At 65.7% G+C, this 17,022-nt stretch carries 14 protein-coding genes, 3 other RNA genes and 1 pseudogene; 10 read left to right on the top strand and 8 right to left on the bottom strand.

Annotated elements, in window-relative coordinates; genetic code table 11:
- Nucleotides 1–156: 156 nt before the first annotated feature.
- Nucleotides 157–233, top strand: a non-coding RNA gene (locus tag XpruCFBP8353_RS18990) — sX9 sRNA.
- A gap of 28 nt (nt 234–261) precedes the next feature.
- On the opposite strand, the gene XpruCFBP8353_RS18985 is transcribed toward XpruCFBP8353_RS18990, so the two are convergent.
- The 4 genes from XpruCFBP8353_RS18985 to XpruCFBP8353_RS18965 all read right to left on the bottom strand — a co-directional run bounded on the left by XpruCFBP8353_RS18985 (nt 262) and on the right by XpruCFBP8353_RS18965 (nt 4,427).
- Nucleotides 262–1,140: an NAD(P)-dependent oxidoreductase gene (locus XpruCFBP8353_RS18985; protein ID WP_101364606.1), complete on the bottom strand. Its 879-nt coding sequence runs from the start codon at nt 1,138–1,140 to the stop codon at nt 262–264.
- Between the two features lie 37 nt (nt 1,141–1,177).
- Nucleotides 1,178–2,296: an NADH:flavin oxidoreductase/NADH oxidase gene (locus XpruCFBP8353_RS18980; protein ID WP_162301118.1), complete on the bottom strand. Its 1,119-nt coding sequence runs from the start codon at nt 2,294–2,296 to the stop codon at nt 1,178–1,180.
- A 60-nt stretch (nt 2,297–2,356) separates the two neighbouring features.
- Nucleotides 2,357–3,238: an NAD-dependent protein deacetylase gene (locus XpruCFBP8353_RS18975; protein WP_101364605.1), complete on the bottom strand. Its 882-nt coding sequence runs from the start codon at nt 3,236–3,238 to the stop codon at nt 2,357–2,359.
- A gap of 265 nt (nt 3,239–3,503) precedes the next feature.
- Nucleotides 3,504–4,427 carry an alpha/beta fold hydrolase gene (locus XpruCFBP8353_RS18965; RefSeq protein ID WP_101364603.1) on the bottom strand — a complete coding sequence of 308 codons (924 nt, stop codon included), beginning with the start codon at nt 4,425–4,427 and terminating at the stop codon, nt 3,504–3,506.
- A gap of 89 nt (nt 4,428–4,516) precedes the next feature.
- Between XpruCFBP8353_RS18965 and XpruCFBP8353_RS18960 the strand changes: the two genes are divergently transcribed.
- Complete coding sequence (locus XpruCFBP8353_RS18960) at nt 4,517–4,945, top strand: MerR family transcriptional regulator (RefSeq protein ID WP_101364602.1); 429 nt, start codon at nt 4,517–4,519, stop codon at nt 4,943–4,945.
- 94 nt (nt 4,946–5,039) lie between these two features.
- On the opposite strand, the pseudogene XpruCFBP8353_RS18955 reads toward XpruCFBP8353_RS18960, so the two are convergent.
- Together XpruCFBP8353_RS18955 and XpruCFBP8353_RS18950 are read right to left on the bottom strand one after the other, a co-directional pair.
- Nucleotides 5,040–5,170: pseudogene (locus XpruCFBP8353_RS18955) on the bottom strand (VOC family protein); the annotation flags it as partial.
- 20 nt (nt 5,171–5,190) lie between these two features.
- Complete coding sequence (locus XpruCFBP8353_RS18950) at nt 5,191–6,471, bottom strand: MFS transporter (protein ID WP_162301117.1); 1,281 nt, start codon at nt 6,469–6,471, stop codon at nt 5,191–5,193.
- Between the two features lie 96 nt (nt 6,472–6,567).
- On the opposite strand from XpruCFBP8353_RS18950, the gene XpruCFBP8353_RS18945 reads away from it, so the two are divergent.
- Complete coding sequence (locus XpruCFBP8353_RS18945; RefSeq protein WP_101364600.1) at nt 6,568–7,455, top strand: LysR family transcriptional regulator; 888 nt, start codon at nt 6,568–6,570, stop codon at nt 7,453–7,455.
- Nucleotides 7,456–7,505: 50 nt separating this feature from the next.
- A non-coding RNA gene (locus tag XpruCFBP8353_RS18940) (sX9 sRNA) lies at nt 7,506–7,581 on the top strand.
- Here XpruCFBP8353_RS18940 and XpruCFBP8353_RS18935 read toward each other — a convergent pair.
- Both XpruCFBP8353_RS18935 and XpruCFBP8353_RS18930 read right to left on the bottom strand, forming a co-directional pair.
- Nucleotides 7,576–8,388, bottom strand: coding sequence for a TatD family hydrolase (locus XpruCFBP8353_RS18935; RefSeq protein WP_101364599.1), 813 nt, complete (start codon nt 8,386–8,388; stop codon nt 7,576–7,578). The genes XpruCFBP8353_RS18940 and XpruCFBP8353_RS18935 overlap by 6 nt on opposite strands.
- 372 nt (nt 8,389–8,760) lie before the next feature.
- The gene (locus XpruCFBP8353_RS18930) at nt 8,761–9,678 is read right to left on the bottom strand and encodes a LysR family transcriptional regulator (RefSeq protein WP_101364598.1); all 918 of its coding nucleotides are present in this window, start codon (nt 9,676–9,678) and stop codon (nt 8,761–8,763) included.
- 126 nt (nt 9,679–9,804) lie between these two features.
- On the opposite strand from XpruCFBP8353_RS18930, the gene XpruCFBP8353_RS18925 reads away from it, so the two are divergent.
- The 6 genes from XpruCFBP8353_RS18925 to XpruCFBP8353_RS18900 all read left to right on the top strand — a co-directional run bounded on the left by XpruCFBP8353_RS18925 (nt 9,805) and on the right by XpruCFBP8353_RS18900 (nt 16,846).
- Nucleotides 9,805–10,857, top strand: coding sequence for an aromatic ring-hydroxylating oxygenase subunit alpha (locus XpruCFBP8353_RS18925; RefSeq protein ID WP_101364597.1), 1,053 nt, complete (start codon nt 9,805–9,807; stop codon nt 10,855–10,857).
- 17 nt (nt 10,858–10,874) lie between these two features.
- Entirely contained in the window at nt 10,875–11,834 is a 960-nt protein-coding gene (locus tag XpruCFBP8353_RS18920; protein ID WP_162301116.1) for a PDR/VanB family oxidoreductase, read from the top strand.
- 369 nt (nt 11,835–12,203) lie between these two features.
- Complete coding sequence (locus XpruCFBP8353_RS18915) at nt 12,204–13,517, top strand: NCS2 family permease (RefSeq protein ID WP_101364595.1); 1,314 nt, start codon at nt 12,204–12,206, stop codon at nt 13,515–13,517.
- Nucleotides 13,518–13,642: 125 nt separating this feature from the next.
- A complete protein-coding gene (locus XpruCFBP8353_RS18910) occupies nt 13,643–15,187 on the top strand; it encodes an adenosine deaminase family protein (RefSeq protein ID WP_101364594.1) in 1,545 nt (514 codons plus the stop codon).
- 148 nt (nt 15,188–15,335) lie between these two features.
- Entirely contained in the window at nt 15,336–16,499 is a 1,164-nt protein-coding gene (locus tag XpruCFBP8353_RS18905; RefSeq protein ID WP_101364593.1) for a nucleoside hydrolase, read from the top strand.
- 271 nt (nt 16,500–16,770) lie between these two features.
- Nucleotides 16,771–16,846: non-coding RNA, sX9 sRNA (locus tag XpruCFBP8353_RS18900), on the top strand.
- Nucleotides 16,847–17,022 lie beyond the last annotated feature (176 nt).

Here is a 17,022-nt window from a genome sequence, read left to right as displayed (position 1 = left end):
TGTCACGGGCCGCCATTTTAGAAGGTCTGCTGCATGTTTAGGTGAGCAAGCCATGGCCTGTCGTGCGTTGAAGCGAAGTGCCTTGCGCAGGGCGAAGAGCAGCCAACAAAACGACGGCGCAACCGCCAGGCGGCGTGGCCTGTGCTCGGAATCGGCATGTACTCCTCGTACCCTGCGGCTCTGAGCGCGCCGTCCACGCCCACTTGACGACTGCGCGCTACGTTCTGATAGCCGCTCTACATCCGCGTTGCGGCAGGGCGATCAGGCAACCTGCCCCGCCCGCCGTGCCGAGACTTCTGCCAGTACCGCCCAGTCTGCGTTGCCGTCGCCATGCGCGATGGCCTCGTCCAGGCCGGCGCGCAGCACTTCGCCCAACGGCATCGGCACCTGCTTGTCGGCACCAGCCTGGATGGCCAGGTCCACATCCTTGCGACCCAGCGTGGCAGTGAAGCCGGCGGGCAGGTACGCGCGCTGCATGATCAGGCGGCCATAGCCCTGGTAGGCGGGCGCGGCGAACAAGGTGCTGGTGAGCATGCCCAGAAACTGCGTGGCATCCACGCCATGGCCGCGTGCCAGCGCGCTGGCTTCTGCCATCGCCCCGATGGCGCTGGCCAGGCAGAAGTTGGCGGCCAGCTTCACTGCATTGGCCTGCTCCGGTGCGCGACCGATGTGCCAGGTCGTTTGCCCCAGCACATCGAACATCGGCTGCACCCGCGCCACTGCGGCTTCATCGCCGCCCGCCAGAATATTGAGCTTGCCGGCTTCGGCCACATCCACGCGCCCAAGCACCGGCGCGGCCACATAGGCCACACCGCGCTCGGCATGCAGCGCGGTCAATTCATGCGCCAGCGCGACCGAAATGGTGGCCATGTTGACGTGCACGCTGCCCGCCGGCAGCGCGTCCAGCACGCCGCGCTCCAGCAAGGTCTGGCGCACTGCACTGTCGTCGGCCAGCATCGAAAACAGCAACGGGCCGTGCGCAGCGTCGAGCGGTTGCTCCACCACCGTGGCGCCAGCGTCGCGTAGCGGCTGGGCGCGTTCGGGCGAACGGTTCCATACGCTCAGTTCGAATCCGCCACGCAGCAGGTTGTGCGCCATCGGCAGGCCCATCGTGCCCAAGCCCAGAAATCCTATCGGCATGCGTTGTCCTTGTTCGGTATGACGTCAGGGGTGTGGATCAATTGGCGAACACGCCACGCGCATCGCGCGGTTCGCAGCGCAGATATTGTGGGGCCGGAGTCACCGACGCGCCCAGTGCTGCGGCGGCATGCCACGGCCAGCGCGGGTCGTACAGGATGCCACGCGCCAGCGCGATCGCATCGGCCTGGCCTTCTTGCAGAATCGCTTCGGCCTGCGCCGGCTCGGTGATCAAGCCCACGCCAATCACCGGCGTGCTCACCTGCGCGCGAATCTCCTGCGCGAACGGAATTTGATAGCCCGCCTGCAGCGGAATCTGCTGCCGCGGATCGAGCCCTCCGCTGGAAACGTGGATGTACTGCGCACCGCGTGCATCTAGCGCCTTCGACAAGGCGATGCTCTGCTGCACATCCCAACCGCCTTCGACCCAGTCGGTGGCCGAGATGCGCACGCCAAGGGCGATTTTTTCCGACACGGCCGCACGCACCGCGTCGAAGATGCGCAGCGTCAGCCGCATGCGATTTTCCAGCGACCCGCCATACGCATCGCTGCGCTGGTTGCTCAGTGGCGACAGGAACTGATGCATCAGATAGCCATGCGCGGCATGCAGTTCGATCAACTCCAGGCCCAGTCGCTCGGCGCGTTTTGCCGATGCGACGAAGGCGTCAACCACGGCATCGATCCCGGCGTGATCCAGTGCTTGCGGCACCGGCTGCTCTGCGCGGAATGGCACCGCCGATGCAGACACGGTCTGCCAGCCGTGCGCGTGATCGGGTGCGATGGCCTCGCCACCTTTCCACGGCAGATCGGTCGAGGCCTTGCGGCCGGCATGTGCCAGCTGGATGCCGATCGGCATCGGCGACCAGGCCCGTACCGATTGCAACACCTCACCCAGGGCCTGCTCGGTGGCGTCGTCATACAGGCCCAGATCGGCGTAGCTGATGCGCCCTTCCGGCACCACTGCGGCCGCTTCGAGAATCAGCAGGCCGGCACCGGATTGCGACAACGTGCCCAGGTGGATGCGGTGCCAATCGCTGGCGCGTCCGTCCTGCGCCGAGTACTGGCACATGGGCGCAATGACAATCCGGTTGGCGAGCGCAAGCGGGCCGAAGGCGATGGGGGAGAACAACTGGCTCAAGGCGGCATCCACAACTGACACGGGGAGGCTTATTGCACTGCGCCGCGCGCGCCGGCACAACCGCTGCGATGGATCACTGCGTCATGCAGAACGCGCACTGGCGTCATTGACGCTGCGTGCACGCGGCAGGTCCGGCGGCCCGTGCAGGAACGCCAGCGCCTGCGCGCAGGACTGCTCCACCTTCAACGTCAGCAGTTCGTCGGCGCGCGTGCGTCCAAAGTTAAGTGCGGCAATCGGCAAACCATCGCGTGCAGCGGCCTGCACGAATCGAAAGCCCGAATACACCATCAGCGACGAACCCACCACCAGCACCGCGTCGGCCGCCTGCAGGTGCGCGAATGCACGCTCCACCCGCTCGCGCGGCACGTTCTCGCCGAAGAACACCACATCCGGCTTGAGCACGCCACCACACGCCGGGCATGGCGGCACCACGAAATGCTCGAAGGCCACATCGTCCAGATCGGCATCGCCATCGGGCGCCTGCGCGGCCTCCAGCTCTGCCCAACCGGGATTGGCCTGTTCAAGCAGCAGCTGAAAGTCGGTACGTGGCATGCGGCGCTCGCAGCCCATGCAGCGCACCACATCGAGCCGACCATGCAGATCGATCACCGCCTGGCTACCGGCGGCCTGATGCAGGCGGTCCACGTTCTGGGTGAGCAGCACTTCTAACTGGCCACGCCCCTCCAGCGCAGCGAGCGCGTGATGGGTGGCATTGGGTTGCGCCAAGCCGAAGCGCGGCCAACCGACCAGGCTGCGCGCCCAATAGCGCTGCCGCGTGGACAGCTCGCCCATGAACGCCTGGAACGTCACCGGCTGTGGACGCTTCCAGCCGCCTTGCAGATCCCGGTAATCGGGGATGCCCGAATCGGTGCTGCAGCCGGCACCGGTCAGCACGAACAGGCGCTGATGGCGCTCGATGAAGTCCTGCAGCGTGTGGTCGTCGTGGGCAAGGACAGCAGTCATGTGGTAATTCCGGAAGCCATAGAAGCACGTTGCACCAGCGCCACGTGCCTGCCCCGCTGTGGCGCAGTGTCGGCAGCCAGACCGGCGCGCTTGCTCGCGCGCATAGCTGTGCATATCACGCCGTCGTCGATCAGTGAAGATGCACACCGAAGACGCGCAACGCGCCGCCCTGGATGCAGGCCCGGAGACGGTACAGCATCGCGCCATGGCCGCGCAGCCGGTTCCGATGCGTTCGCGCGGTCCGCCACGCTGTGGGCACCGGCGCTCAATGCGCCGCGCGTATCTGTTCGACAAAGCGCAGCAGATCCTGATTGAAACGCACGCTGTCTTCCAGGAACGGAGCGTGCCCGGCGTCCGGATACAGCACGGTCTGCGCCCGTGGTTGCACCTGTCTGGCACGCATCAACGTCGGCTCGGTCGCCACCAGCGCATCGCGCGCGCCGTACATCAGCAACACCGGCAGGCGCGTGTGTTGCAGGCCGACAAGGTCGATCGACATGCCTTGCATGGCACGCTGCATGTCCCACGAGGCCAGCGATGCGTTGGCCAGCAACGTCTCGAATACCGGTGCGGGCGGTTGAGTGGCGAAGCACAGCCGCAGGAACTCCTGCACCGCCTGCAGATGCGTGCGCAGATCCGGCGAGACCAGATCACGATAGATCGCTGGATGCGCACCCAACTGTTCCGCGCGCAGTTCGATCACACCGTCGACGTACACCACTCCGGCAAGCCCGGTATCGCCGTAGTGGCTCAGGTAGTTGCTGATCACTGCGCCGCCCAGGGACCACCCCACCACGACCGCGTCGCGCGCGCTTGCCCCCTTCAACACGGCAGCAAGGTCGTCGGCCCAACGCATGCCCTCCTGATACGTAGATGCCGCGACCGGCTTTCCGGACAAGCCATGCCCCCGCAAATCGTAGGTAATCAGCCGATAGCGCTGCAAACGCGCATCGGCCAGCTGCGCATCCCAATTGATGCGGCTGCCGAGCAGGCCATGCACGAACACGATCGGCGGGCCCTCGGCGGCGCCGTGCTCTTGCACTGCCAGGGTGACGCCATCGGGCGCAGTCACCGTATAACTGCGCGAAGCAGGGGTGACGGCCGCGGCCAACGTTGAAGAAAGCAGCAACAGGCAAGCCAGAACGTAGCGCATCGGCCGCATGCCAATGACCGGGAAGCGAACAGGCATCGGAGTGAACTCCAGACAATCGGAGCGGCCATCCTCCAGCCTGACACCAATGTGAGGGTCAAGCAGTGCGTGCAACGTATGCTTGGCGCATGGCAACGCCTCCCGAACCCTCGCTGAGCATTGGCGCACTGGCACTGCAGACTGGCGCCAGCGTGCGCTCGATTCGTCACTACGATGCCCATGGATTGCTGACGTCCTCAAGCAGCGCCAACGGCTATCGGGTCTTCCCTGCAGCGTGCGTTGCACAGGTGCGGCAGATTCAGCGCCTGATCGCCACCGGCTTCAGTCTGGACGACATCCTCGGCTTCCCCGATTGCATGCGGTTGGTGGAAGGCGCGCAGATGTGCCCGGAAACCGCATACGTGCATCGCGCGCGTCTGCAGCAGATCGAACGCCAGCTGGCCGATCTGGAACGGCGGCGTGGGCGCCTGCTGGAGACCCTGGCACAGGGTGCGGCCGATGCGATCGCCGCGCCACCTTCTGCAGCGCAGACGGCACGCAGCAAGCGGGCACGCTAGATCGGAAGGGTGAGCGACAGCCATCGCTTCAAGGTGCCTTGCATCGCGCCACCTACCACGTCGCACAGCGCACCCATGGCACAGCAATCGGCCACTACAGCAAGTTGCTGACCTCGATCAGGTTGCCGTCCGGATCGCGGAGGAGACCGACAACAACGCGCCGGTTGCGCCGGTACGCTGGATCGGACCCTGCTCGATGGTGACACCGGCAGCGACGATGTGGTCCTGCGCCTGCTGCAGTCATGTCATTCGCCACGCGCAGGATGCGGCGCAAACCGGCCGTAAGGCCGCGTGTCGTCGGCGCGCTGGCGCAACACGTAGGCGGCCGCGAAAGCGAGCGCCAGCAAGGTCAGGCACATACCGACCAGCGCACCCCAGCCACCGTGCTGCCAGAACCAGCCGCCGAGCGCGCCGATCACGCTGGAGCCGGCGTAATACGCCAGCAGATACAGCGATGCGGCGTGACTGCGATGCGCGCCACCGAGCCGGCTCACCCACGCACTGGCGGCCGAATGCGCGATGAAAAACCCGATCGTCAGCAGCACGATGCCGGTCACCACCAACGCCAGCACGTGCGCCAAGGTCAGCGCCACGCCGAGCACGCATAGCACGATGCCGGTCGTGACCACCGGCCCGCGCCCGAACCGGTCAGAGGCGGCACCGGCCACCGACGAACTGACGATGCCAAACACATAGGCGCTGAAGATCATGCCGATCTGGCTCTGGCTCAAACCGAATTCCGGCCCACCCAGGCGAAAGCCGGCGTAGTTGTACAGGCACACGAACACGCCCATCAACAGGAACGGCAGCGCGAACAGAAACGGCAGATTGCGATCGCGCAGATGCCCGGCCCAGGCGCGCAGATGAAAACGCAGATTGATGCCGTGCCGACGCACGAAGTTGCGCGACGGCGGCAGCAACCAGAAGAACGCCAGTGCGCACAGCAGATCGAACACGCTCAACACCGCCAATGCGGTGCGCCAATCGGTGTGGTCGGTCAGCACGCTCATCACGATGCGTCCGCTCATGCCGCCAAAGGCATTACCGGCCACGTACAAGCCGGTGGCCGCGCCCATCTTGTTGGCCGGCAATTCTTCGCCCAGGTACACCATCGCCACCGCCGGTACTCCGCCCAGCGCGATGCCGGACAAGGTGCGCACCAGCACCAGCGCACCCCAGTGCGGCAGGAACGCAGCGATCAGGTTGAGCACCGCCGCGATGGCGATCGACACGAACATCAGCCCGCGCCGGCCGAGGTTTTCCGACACTGCGCCGGCACAGAAGATGGCCAGGGCCAGTGCGCCAGTGGCCAGCGACAACGGCAGCGAGGCGGTCGCTGCGTCCACTTGGAAGGCACGCGCGAATTCCGGCAGCACCGGCTGCACGCTGTACAGCAGCGAGAAGGTGGCAAAGCCGGCCAGAAACAGCGCCAGGCGAATGCGCAACGCTGCCGGTGCGGCGGCGCTAGCGTCGAAGGTCACGGATGGGTCGGGCAGCGGACTCGGGCGGCGATCAGAGGAAGACACAGCAGCGCACTTGAGACGTGGGAAGGCGAGTATTCGCCCGCCACCACCCCCTGTCCAATATATGATGGTGGCAGTTGCCATATCTGGAAAAGATGGATGGAGCTGCGTCACTTGCGCTACTTCCTGGCGGTTGCCGAAGAAGGCAACTTCACCCGTGCCGCCGCGCGGGTGGGCATCGGCCAGCCGCCGCTGAGCCAGCAGATCCAGACACTGGAACGGGAGCTGGGCACGCCGTTGTTTCGGCGCACCCATAGCGGTGCCGAACTGACTCCGGCCGGCGAGGCGTTTCTGGGCGAAGTGCGCCGCGTGCTCGCCGATGTGGAGCGCGCCGCCGAAACCGCACGCCGGGTGGCGCGTGGCGAGTCCGGGCGGTTGCGCCTGGGCTTCACCGCCTCGGCCGCCTTCAGCCCGGTGGTGCCGCGGTTGATTCGCGATTTCCGCCGCAAGTGGCCGCAAGTAGAGCTGCTGCTGGACGAGACCAATACCGCCAGCCTGCTGGTGGGGTTAGCCGAAGGCCGGCTGGATGCGGCGTTCGTGCGCTACGGGCTGAGCACGCCACCGGATTTGCAGCTGCTGCGCTTTGCCGACGAGCCGATGAAGATCGCCGTCCCTGCCGCGCACCCCCTGGCCACGCGCAACAGCGCACCATTGGCGGCGCTAGCCGGCGAGCCTTTCATCCTGTTTCCGCGCAGCTTCGGCTCAAGCCTGTACGACGAAATCCTGGCCGCCTGCCGGCAATCCGGCGTGACCCTGCGCATCACCCAGGAAGCGCCGCAGATGTCGTCGATCATCAATCTCGTGGCGGCCGAACTGGGCGTCTCGGTGGTGCCCGCCTCCACCGCACAACTGCAGCGGCCCGGCGTGCGCTATCTGGATATCGAAGGCCATATGCCGCTGGCGCGCCTGGCCCTGGCCGTCGCGCCGGGTGCCTTGGAGACCACACCGTTGGTGCGGCATTTATGGGCGTTGGCAACGCTGATCTGAGCGTGGCTGGCCGCAGATGACAAACGCTGGTGGCCGATGCTCGGCTCGGCAGGTGCCGCTCGTTCACCGCGGTTCCTGCGCGCCACCGGCACCCACCTGCTGCCGGCTCACTGGGCGGTGTTAGCTGCGCTCAGCGCTGGCAGGCTCCGGCAAGCGGAAGAAGGCACGCGCCGCTGCCGTGCTGTTGGCAGCGGTCACGGCGACGTCTTCGCCACGATCGCGCGCCAGTTCTTCGACGATATGCGACAGGAACATCGGCTCGTTGCGGCGGTCCTTGGGCATCGGCTTGAGTGTGCGCGGCAACAGGTAGGGTGCGTCGGTTTCGATCATCAAGCGGTTGGCGGGGATATTGCGCACCAGCTCGCGCAGATGCGCGCCGCGGCGTTCGTCGCACAGCCAGCCGGTGATGCCGATGTAGTAATCGCGGTCCAGGTAGGCGAACAGTTCTTCGCGTGTCCCAGTGAAGCAGTGCACCACCGCCGCACCCAGGCGACCTTCGAAGCTGCGCATGATGGCGAGGAAATCTTCATGCGCGTCGCGCTGGTGCAGGAACAGCGGTTTGCCGTTGTCGGCAGCCAACTGCAGCTGGCGTTCGAAGGCCTTGTGCTGTGCCGGGCGTGGCGCGAAATCGCGGAAGTAATCCAGCCCGCATTCGCCCACCGCCACCACCTGCGGATGTGCCTGCAGCGTGCGCATTTCGGCTTCGCATTCGGCGGTGAATTCCACGGCGTGGTGCGGATGCACGCCGGCGGTGGCGTACAGGAATCCGGGGTGTTGCTGCGCTAACTGCAAGGCCAGTGGCGAATGTTCACGGCTGGCACCGGTGATCACCAGCTGTGCCACACCCGCCTCGCGTGCGCGTTGCAGCACGGCCTCGCGGTCACGATCGAAGGAATCATGGGTGAGGTTGGCGCCGATATCGATCAACTGCATGGTGCGGGTGTCGCCTGAAAGAGCAGATGCGATTGTACTGGGTGGGCGTTTCCCTCATCCGCCCTGCGGGCACCTTCTCCCGCAAGCGGGAGAAGGGATATGCACCACTGGATCTGGATATCCACGCCGGGATCTGCAGGACGGGATCTGCATGCAGTCGGCAGCACCTGCATGCTATCGGCCTGCACGAACGCACTGCCGTTTCCCCGCCCCGCGAGCACCTCCTCCCGCAGGCGGGAGAAGGGATCTCCGCGGCGGGATCTGGATGCGATCAGCGGCACCTGCATGCTATCGGCCTGCACGAACGCACTGGCTTCCCCCTCTCCCGCCTGCGGGAGAGGGGCGGGGGTGAGGGCCGCTTGCGCAGCACGCTCAACCCACCACCGGTATCGCCATCGCATCGATCTTCGCTGCCAGCGCCTGGATCGCCAGTTGCGCCGAACGCGAGAGCTGACGCTGCGGGGCCACGCACAAGGCCAGCGTCATCGGTTTGGTCAGGTGCTGGCGGAACGGCACGAACGCCAGTCGCCCGTCGGCCACGTCGGGCGCGGCGTCCAGCCACGACATCAGCCCCACGCCGGCGCCGGCGCGCACCAGTCCGCGCAAGGTGCGTACATCGTTGCAATGGGTGAGCCGCTTCACGTCGATATGCTGGCGCTGGTACAACACCTTGGCGTGCTCGCCCACGATCAACGGCGCGGCCGGCAGAAGCAATCGGTGCTCCAAGGTCTCGCTCAGCTGCAGTTCGGTGCGCGTGCTCAACGGGTGGCCCACCGGCATGGCAATCCCCAGCGGGATATCCGCAAACGCGCGCACCTCCAGGTCCACGCTGCTCACCGGGTCCAGCAGCAGGCCGATATCCACATCGGCCGAGGTCACCATTTCCATCACCCGCTGATTGCGCGCGGTGGACAGGTTGAAGGTGATGCCGGGGTACTCCTGCACCAATGCGGCCACCGCCTCCGGCACCACGCCCTCGCTGAGCGCGTCGATCATGGCGATCTCCACGTGCCCGCGACGCAGCCCCTTGAGCTCGTCGAAGCGCTCCAGCGTGCGGGCGTAGGCCTTCTCCCAGCCGCGCACATCCACCAGCAGCAGCTCGCCGGCCGCGGTGAGCCGCAGCCGGCCGGGCAGGCGCTCGAACAGCTGCGCGCCCAGCTCTTCCTCGGCCTTGAGGATCTGCCGGTCGATCGCCGAAGCCGACACGTGCAACACGTCGGAGGCCTTGCGGATGCTGCCGCAGCGGGCCACTTCGATGAAGTAACGGGTGAAGCGGGAGAAGGTCAGCATGGGACGGGACTCGGTTGGCGTTGCATTTTTTGCAATGGCTTGGCGGAAAAACGATGTTTGATCACACACCCCCGGCTTCCTAGAGTCAATCCGGCACCGCTCCCGCCTCACGCCAGAGACCGCCCCATGGATGTCGCCGTCCCCGCCCTGCCGCTGCACTGCACCTTCGACGCCGCCGACTGGCAGCGCCTGGCCCAGCACTGGCACGCGGTGGCGCTGAGCAGCGAGGTCGGGCAAGCGCCGTTCAAGGCCACCCTGCTGGACGAGCCGCTGGTGCTGTACCGGCTGGGCGACGAATTGGTGGCCGCGCGCGATGTCTGCCCGCACCGCGGCGTGCCGCTGAGCATGGGCACGGCCGATGGTGGCGGCGTGGTCTGCGCCTACCACGGGCTGCGCTTCGGCGCGGGCGGGCGCTGCAATCACATCCCGGCCAGTCCAAATCAGAACATCCCGGCCAAGATGCGCCTGCACACCTATGCGGTGGCCGAGCGCTACGGCTTGATCTGGGTCTGCCTGGCCAAGCCGGCGAACGTGAGCGAGGCCGAAGTGCAGATCCCACCGATGCCGGGCTGGGACGAGGACGGCTTCCAGCAGATCGTCTGCCCGGCGTTCGACATCGGCGGCAGCGCCGCGCGCCAGCTGGAGGGGTTCATCGACGTGGCGCATTTCGCCTTCGTGCATACCGCCACCTTCGCCCAGCCGGACAAGCGCGAAGTGCCGGCCTATACCACCACCGAAACGCCGACCGGCTTCAACGCCGATTACCTGAGCACGGTGGCCAATTATTCGGTGGACATGCCGTTGCCGGACGTGGATCCGGATTTCCAGTGGCTGCGCCATTTCGAGGTGCATCTGCCGTTCACCGCCACCCTCACCATCCACTTCCCGGTGCCGCGCAAGCGGCTGGTGATCATGAACGCGGCCAGCCCGGTCTCCAAACACAAGACGCGCCTGCTGGTGCCGATCGCGCGCAATTTCGACACCCATCTGCCGGTAGAGGACGTGCATGCCTTCAACCTGCGCGTGTTCGAAGAGGACCGCGCCATGGTGGAGGCGCAACGGCCGGAATATCTGCCGCTGGACCCGCTGCTGGAAGTACATATCCCGGCCGACCGCAGTTCGATCGCTTACCGCCGTGGCCTGCGCAGCCAGGGCTATAGCGATTTCTTCCTGCGCTGACCGCCAAGGAGCGCGCCATGAGCCTGCATGAAGTACGTGTTGCCGCCGTGGCCGAGCAAGGCCACCGTCAGCGTGCGATCCGGCTGGAGCCGATCGACAGCGAGTTGCCCGCGTTCGAGGCCGGCGCGCATGTGGATCTGCACCTGCCCGATGGATTGATTCGCCAGTATTCGATCGCCAGCGCGCCGCATGTGCGCGACCACTATTTGCTGTGCGTCAAGCTCGCCGACGCCTCGCGCGGCGGCTCGCGGCATCTGTGCGAACAGCTCGCACCAGGCGATCGACTGCGTATTTCAACACCACGCAATCTGTTCCCGCTGCATCCGGGCGAGCGCCACGTGCTGCTGGCTGCCGGCATCGGCATCACCCCGCTGCTGTCGATGGCCGAAGCACTGGAAGCGCGCGGCGAGCCCTTCGTGCTGCATTACTACGCACGCCGCCATGCCGATGTGGCGTTTTCGCAGCGCTTGCAACAAGGCTTCACACAAGGGCAGGTGCATATGCATCTGAGCGACGGAGGGCAGAGCCCGCGTGTGCATGTCCCGGAGGAACTGGGTCAGGCGCGTGCGCGCGATCAGCTGTATCTGTGCGGGCCAACCGCCTTCATGGACCATTTCACCGTGCTGGCGAAGGCGCATGGCTGGACGGCAGCGCAACTGCATCGCGAACACTTCGCTGCCGCCGCGCCTAGCCTGGCCCACGATGCCGACAGCGCGTTCGAAGTGGAACTGGCCGCCAGCGGCCGTGTGGTGCAGGTGCCGGCCGATTGCAGCATCGCCAGCGCCCTGCTCGATGCTGGTATCGAGGTGCCGCTGTCATGCGAACAAGGCATGTGCGGCGCCTGTCTGACCGGCGTGCTGGCTGGGATGCCAGATCATCGCGACAGCGTGCTTAGCGACGCCGAACGTGCCACCAACCGGCAGATCACCGTGTGCTGTTCACGCAGCCGCTCGCCACGGTTGGTGCTGGATCTTTGATCGCTGTCTGCGCGGTGCGACTGCACCCGTTCAGTCATGTCGCGCTGCCCAATGCTGCGCTTGCGTATAACCATGACGTGCAACGTGCCGCACCGTCCGTCACTGCATCCGCACTGCAATACGCACGTCAGCAAAGGCACGTACAGCGCGACAATGCCCGCTATCGCCGCTTGTCACGTCCACGCTACGTTCCACGAGCTGCACTTGCACCGCAATCCGTGGCCGATGTCCGTGGCAAGCGCAGCGCGACAGGGCAAGATGGGTCCCCCGTGTGAGTGCTGCCAACGCGCGCCGCTCCATATCGATGAGATGTCTGCCGATGTTCGTTTGTGCTGTCGTCAACCGGCTCCCCGCCCCGAGCACACGCTGATGCGCTGGCCCGATTTTGCGCTCATCGCCAACGGCAGCTCTGTGCGCACCGAAGTGCTGGCAGGTGCCACCACCTTCCTGACGATGGCGTACATCGTCTTCGTCAATCCGGACATCCTGGCCACCACGGGCATGGATCGCGGCGCGGTGTTCGTGGCCACCTGCCTTGCCGCCGCACTCGGCTCGCTGTTGATGGGCATGCTGGCCAACTACCCCATCGGCATGGCGCCGGGCATGGGCCTGAACGCGTTCTTCGCCTTCAGCGTGGTCGGCACATTGGGCTATAGCTGGCAGCAGACGCTGGGGCTGGTGTTCGTTTCCGGCTGCGTCTTTTTGCTGCTCACCGTCACCGGCGCACGGCGTTGGTTGGTGGATGGCATCCCGCCCACCTTGCGCAGCGCCATTGCGGTGGGCATCGGCCTGTTTCTGGCCCTGATCGGGCTGCAGAAAGCCGGGCTGGTGGTGGCGCACCCGCAGACGTTGCTCACGCTGGGCGATCTGCATCGGCCCGAACCGCTGCTTGCGCTGGCCGGATTGCTGCTGATCGGCGTACTGGAACTGCGCCGTGTGCGTGGCGCCATGCTGCTCGGCATTCTAGCGGTGACCGTGGCGGCACTGGCGCTGGGGTTGGTTCAGTACACGCGCGTACTGTCGCTGCCGCCGAGCTTGGCGCCCACCTTGTTGCAACTGGACATCGTCGGCGCCTTGCACGGCCATGGCGGCAGCGGCACGCTCGCTGCGGTGCTACACGTGGTGCTGGTGTTTGTGCTGGTGGAAATGTTCGACGCCACCGGCACGCTGATGGGTGTGGCACAACGCGCCGGCCTGCTGCACACACCTGCGCAACGCCGCCAGTTCGACCGTGCCCTGCTTGCCGACAGCACCGCCATCCTGGCCGGCGCGCTGCTTGGCACTTCCAGCACCACCGCCTATGTGGAAAGTGCCGCCGGCGTGCAGGTGGGCGGGCGCACCGGCCTCACCGCATTGGTGGTTGCCGGCCTGTTTTTGCTTGCCCTGCTGTTCTCGCCGCTGGCCGCGATGGTGCCTGCCTATGCCACCGCGCCGGCTCTGATCTACCTGGCCTCGGTAATGCTGCGCGAATGCACGCAGATCCAATGGGACGATGTGGGCGACGCGTTGCCGGCCGCCATCTGCATGCTCGCCATGCCGCTCACCTATTCCATTGCCACGGGGCTGGCGTTCGGCTTCGTTACCTATGCCGCGCTCAAACTCGGCAGTGGGCGCTGGCGCGGCGTGCATCCGGCCACCTGGGCGATCGCGGGGTTGTTCGTGCTGCGCTATGCGCTGGAATGACTGGCGCATGCGCCGCGCCTGCTTGCATGCATGCGCACACGTGGGTGGCCGCGCGTCACGCTGCCAGGCAAGCTACACCTTCACTGGCGCTCGCACGCCACCGCATCTATTACCGAGTGTCCTGCATGCCCATTCTTCATCGCTACCTGCTCCTGAGCGTGTGCACGTTCTTGCCCATCGTCGCGTGTGCACGGCCAGCACTAGCGCCTGCGCAACAACGCGAACACCAGGTCGCGCAATTGTTCCTTGACGCTGCCGAGCAACCGGCGCAATTGCGCACCTGGCTACAGGCGATGCCGAAAGGTGGCGATCTGCATAATCACCTCTCCGGCTCGGTGTATGCCGAGGAGTATTTGCAGTGGGCCAGCGACGATGGCGCCTGCGTGCAACTGAACGATCTGAGCCTACGCGCGCCACCGTGTGGTACCGGCCAGGAACCGGCCAGCGGACTGGCAGCACGCAACGCCGCGCTGTATGGACGGGTGGTGGATTCGCTGTCGATGCGCAAATTCCTGCCGAGCCCTGCGCAACCCACCGGTCACGATCAGTTCTTCAGCACCTTCGGCAAGTTCGATGCGGTTGTCCGCACCCGCGTTGCCGACACCGTCGCCGCCGTGCTGGAGCAGGCTGCACGCGACCGCGTGCCGTACGTAGAAATCATTGCCAACCCACCGCAGATGGATCAGGCCGCCAAGCGCATGCAAGCCTTGCCGTGGAAGGGCGAGGACGATGCAGCCAATCTGCGTGCACTGCAGGCAGACTTGCCGCCACTGGTGCAGGCCGCGCAACGCGACCTCGCCGACGTCGATGCTCAGGTACGCCGTGTGCTGCGTTGCGACCAGACCGATGCACGGCCCGGCTGCAAGGTCGACTACCGCTATGTTCCGTACGTGTTGCGTGTGCTGCCGCAGCCGATGGTGTTCGGGCAGATGGCGCTGGCGCATGCGTTGATCGCTGCCGGCGGCAGCCGCGCGGTCGCGCTGAATATCGTCGCGCCGGAAGATAACCCGGTAGCACTTGCCGATTACGCGCGGCATATGGCCATGTTCCGCTTCTTCGCAACGCGCTACCCCGGTGTGCCGCTATCGCTGCATGCCGGCGAGTTGGCGTTGGGGCTGGTGCCGCCAGCGCAGCTGCGTTCGCATATTCGGCAGGCGGTGGATGCGGGTGCGCGCCGCATCGGCCATGGCGTGGATCTGCCTTACGAAGATGACGCAGAGGCTTTGCTGCAGCGCATGCGGCGCGAGCAGATTGCGGTGGAGATCAATCTCACCAGCAACGATGTGATCCTGGGCGTCAAAGGCGCCGCGCATCCGCTGGCGATGTATCTGCATGCCGGCGTGCCGGTGGTGGTGTCCACCGACGATGCCGGCGTCTCGCGCGCGGACATGACCCAAGAGTACCAGCGCGCGATGCAGGAACACGGCATCGACTACATCACACTCAAACGACTTGCCCGCAATGGTCTGAGCTATAGCTTCCTGCCGGGTACCAGCCTATGGACTGACGAAGGCAACCCTGCACCGGCCTGCGCCACGGCAATGCAGCGCGAGACTGATGACGCAAGCTGCCGCGACTTTCGCAAGACCAGCGAAAAGGCACGCCTGCAATGGCAGCTGGAAGCGGACCTGGCGCAGTACGAGCGTACATTGCTTGCGCAGCGCCGCTAAGGCAAATGCACACCCCGCAGGAGCGCGCTGGCGCCTGATGCTACGCAACCGCCAACGCCAGCCCGCACGCCGAAGCGCTTCGACATAATTCACAACCGCACCAGGTTTCACCATCGCCACGCTGCATCCTCCCGATCACCAGACAGCCATGACCGATTCTTCCTCCCCGCATCCCAAACGCCGCGTCATCCTCGAAGACGACATCGACGGCTTCACGCCCGCGCAGCTGCTGCTGTTGCAATCGCCTGACGTCGACGTGCTGGGTATCAGTGCCGTCAGCGGCAACATCTGGCGCGATGAAGTGCTGGCGCACACCTGCCGCCTGCTGGAACTGGCTGGCCATCCACAGATTCCGGTCCTGCCCGGCCCGGTGCATCCACTGCTCAACAGCGAGCTGGCCACCGAACGCTGGGAAGCGCTGTACGGCAAACTGGTCTGGAAAGGCGCATGGACCAAGCACTGGGTGGACGGCGACACCGTGCAAAGCGCGCCGCGCTATCACGCCCACGATGTAGTGCCCGAGCTGGCCTTGGGCAATCCCAGTGTGGTGCGCGCCTGCGACGAGCCGGCCGCGTTATTCATGCTGCGCATGGTGCGCCAATACCCGGGCGAGGTGAGCATCATTGCCACCGGCCCGTTGACCAATCTGGCACTGGCGCAATCGCTGGACCCAGCCTTCGCCACGTTGGCACGTGAACTGGTCTATATGGGCGGTAGCCTCAATCCGCGGCAGCAGCGCAACAGCATCAGCGCGCAGCAATTCGCGCGCGAATTCGTCAACTCGCCGCGCCGCGAATTCAATATCCGCTGGGACCCGGAAGCGGCCAGCATCGTCATGCGCGCTCCGTGGCGCCAGATCACCATGGTGCCGGTCGACCCATCAACCGCCACCGAACTCACTCCCGGCTTGCTGGCGCGCATGAGTGCTGCGGACACCACGATTGGCCACGCGCTGCGCCGCCGCGAGCCAGGCTTTCCGATGTGGGACGAACTGGCCACCGCCGTCTGGCTGCGCCCGGACGTGGCGACGCAAACCGAAACGCTGTATGTCGATACCAACACCGCCTTCGATGCCGGGTATGGCGATATTTTGTCGTGGGCGCCGGGGTATCAGCCCGGGCTGGGCGAGCAGGTGCAGACAGTGGTGCATGCGGTGGATGTACAGGCATTCGAGCAGCTGTTGATCGATCGCCTCACTGCGCCTCAGCCGTCGGCGGTGGGATTGCCATTGCCCCTTCTCCCGCCGGGAGAAGGGGCCCGAAGGGCGGATGAGGGTGCGATAGCCGGTGGCCCCGCTGCGCCTGTTGAGTAGGTGCAACCTACGCCGGAGCGAACAGCTGACACATCTCCACCTCCCGTGGCACCCTCTCCCAACCCCCGCGTTGCTAACCCCAGCCCGTGCTAGCAGCGCGTGCGCTCCAAGGCACGCGCGTCGGTGGCGCGCAAGCCGGGCCTTCCCGCCCCGGCGGGAGGGGGCTCGATCGGAGCGTGAGACCGAACGACGCTTCATGCCACTGCTAAGAGCAGCTAAAAAAACGACTACGCTCACCGCCAGGCAGGCGCGGCCGGTGCTCGGAATCGGCATGTACCACTCGTACACTGCGGTTCTGAGCGTGCCTTCCACGCCCACCTGGCGACTGCTCGCTACATCTGGTAGCCGCTCTTGGTGTTTAGATCGAATGATAGAAGCTGCGCACGCGCTGTCTTTGCAATGCAAGCGCATGTTTCAACGTGTCACGCGTGCATCCCATCAGCGTTGCGTCAGCTCCCAACGTATCAGCCGCCAGTTCTTTGCAGAACCTGTATGCCGAGCAGCCACGAATCACCACTATCGA

Source organism: Xanthomonas prunicola, assembly GCF_002846205.1.
Lineage (GTDB): Bacteria > Pseudomonadota > Gammaproteobacteria > Xanthomonadales > Xanthomonadaceae > Xanthomonas > Xanthomonas prunicola.
Note: the sequence above shows the minus strand (reverse complement) of the source record. Positions and strands in the feature narration are given on the sequence as shown.

Coding starts and splice junctions, on each gene's coding strand:
- XpruCFBP8353_RS18985 (WP_101364606.1), bottom strand. CDS start 1,140: ATGCCGATAGGATTTCTGGGCTTGGGCACGATGGGCCTGCCGATGGCG.
- XpruCFBP8353_RS18975 (WP_101364605.1), bottom strand. CDS start 3,238: ATGACTGCTGTCCTTGCCCACGACGACCACACGCTGCAGGACTTCATC.
- XpruCFBP8353_RS18965 (WP_101364603.1), bottom strand. CDS start 4,427: ATGCCTGTTCGCTTCCCGGTCATTGGCATGCGGCCGATGCGCTACGTT.
- XpruCFBP8353_RS18960 (WP_101364602.1), top strand. CDS start 4,517: ATGGCAACGCCTCCCGAACCCTCGCTGAGCATTGGCGCACTGGCACTG.
- XpruCFBP8353_RS18945 (WP_101364600.1), top strand. CDS start 6,568: ATGGAGCTGCGTCACTTGCGCTACTTCCTGGCGGTTGCCGAAGAAGGC.
- XpruCFBP8353_RS18935 (WP_101364599.1), bottom strand. CDS start 8,388: ATGCAGTTGATCGATATCGGCGCCAACCTCACCCATGATTCCTTCGAT.
- XpruCFBP8353_RS18930 (WP_101364598.1), bottom strand. CDS start 9,678: ATGCTGACCTTCTCCCGCTTCACCCGTTACTTCATCGAAGTGGCCCGC.
- XpruCFBP8353_RS18925 (WP_101364597.1), top strand. CDS start 9,805: ATGGATGTCGCCGTCCCCGCCCTGCCGCTGCACTGCACCTTCGACGCC.
- XpruCFBP8353_RS18920 (WP_162301116.1), top strand. CDS start 10,875: ATGAGCCTGCATGAAGTACGTGTTGCCGCCGTGGCCGAGCAAGGCCAC.
- XpruCFBP8353_RS18915 (WP_101364595.1), top strand. CDS start 12,204: ATGCGCTGGCCCGATTTTGCGCTCATCGCCAACGGCAGCTCTGTGCGC.
- XpruCFBP8353_RS18910 (WP_101364594.1), top strand. CDS start 13,643: ATGCCCATTCTTCATCGCTACCTGCTCCTGAGCGTGTGCACGTTCTTG.
- XpruCFBP8353_RS18905 (WP_101364593.1), top strand. CDS start 15,336: ATGACCGATTCTTCCTCCCCGCATCCCAAACGCCGCGTCATCCTCGAA.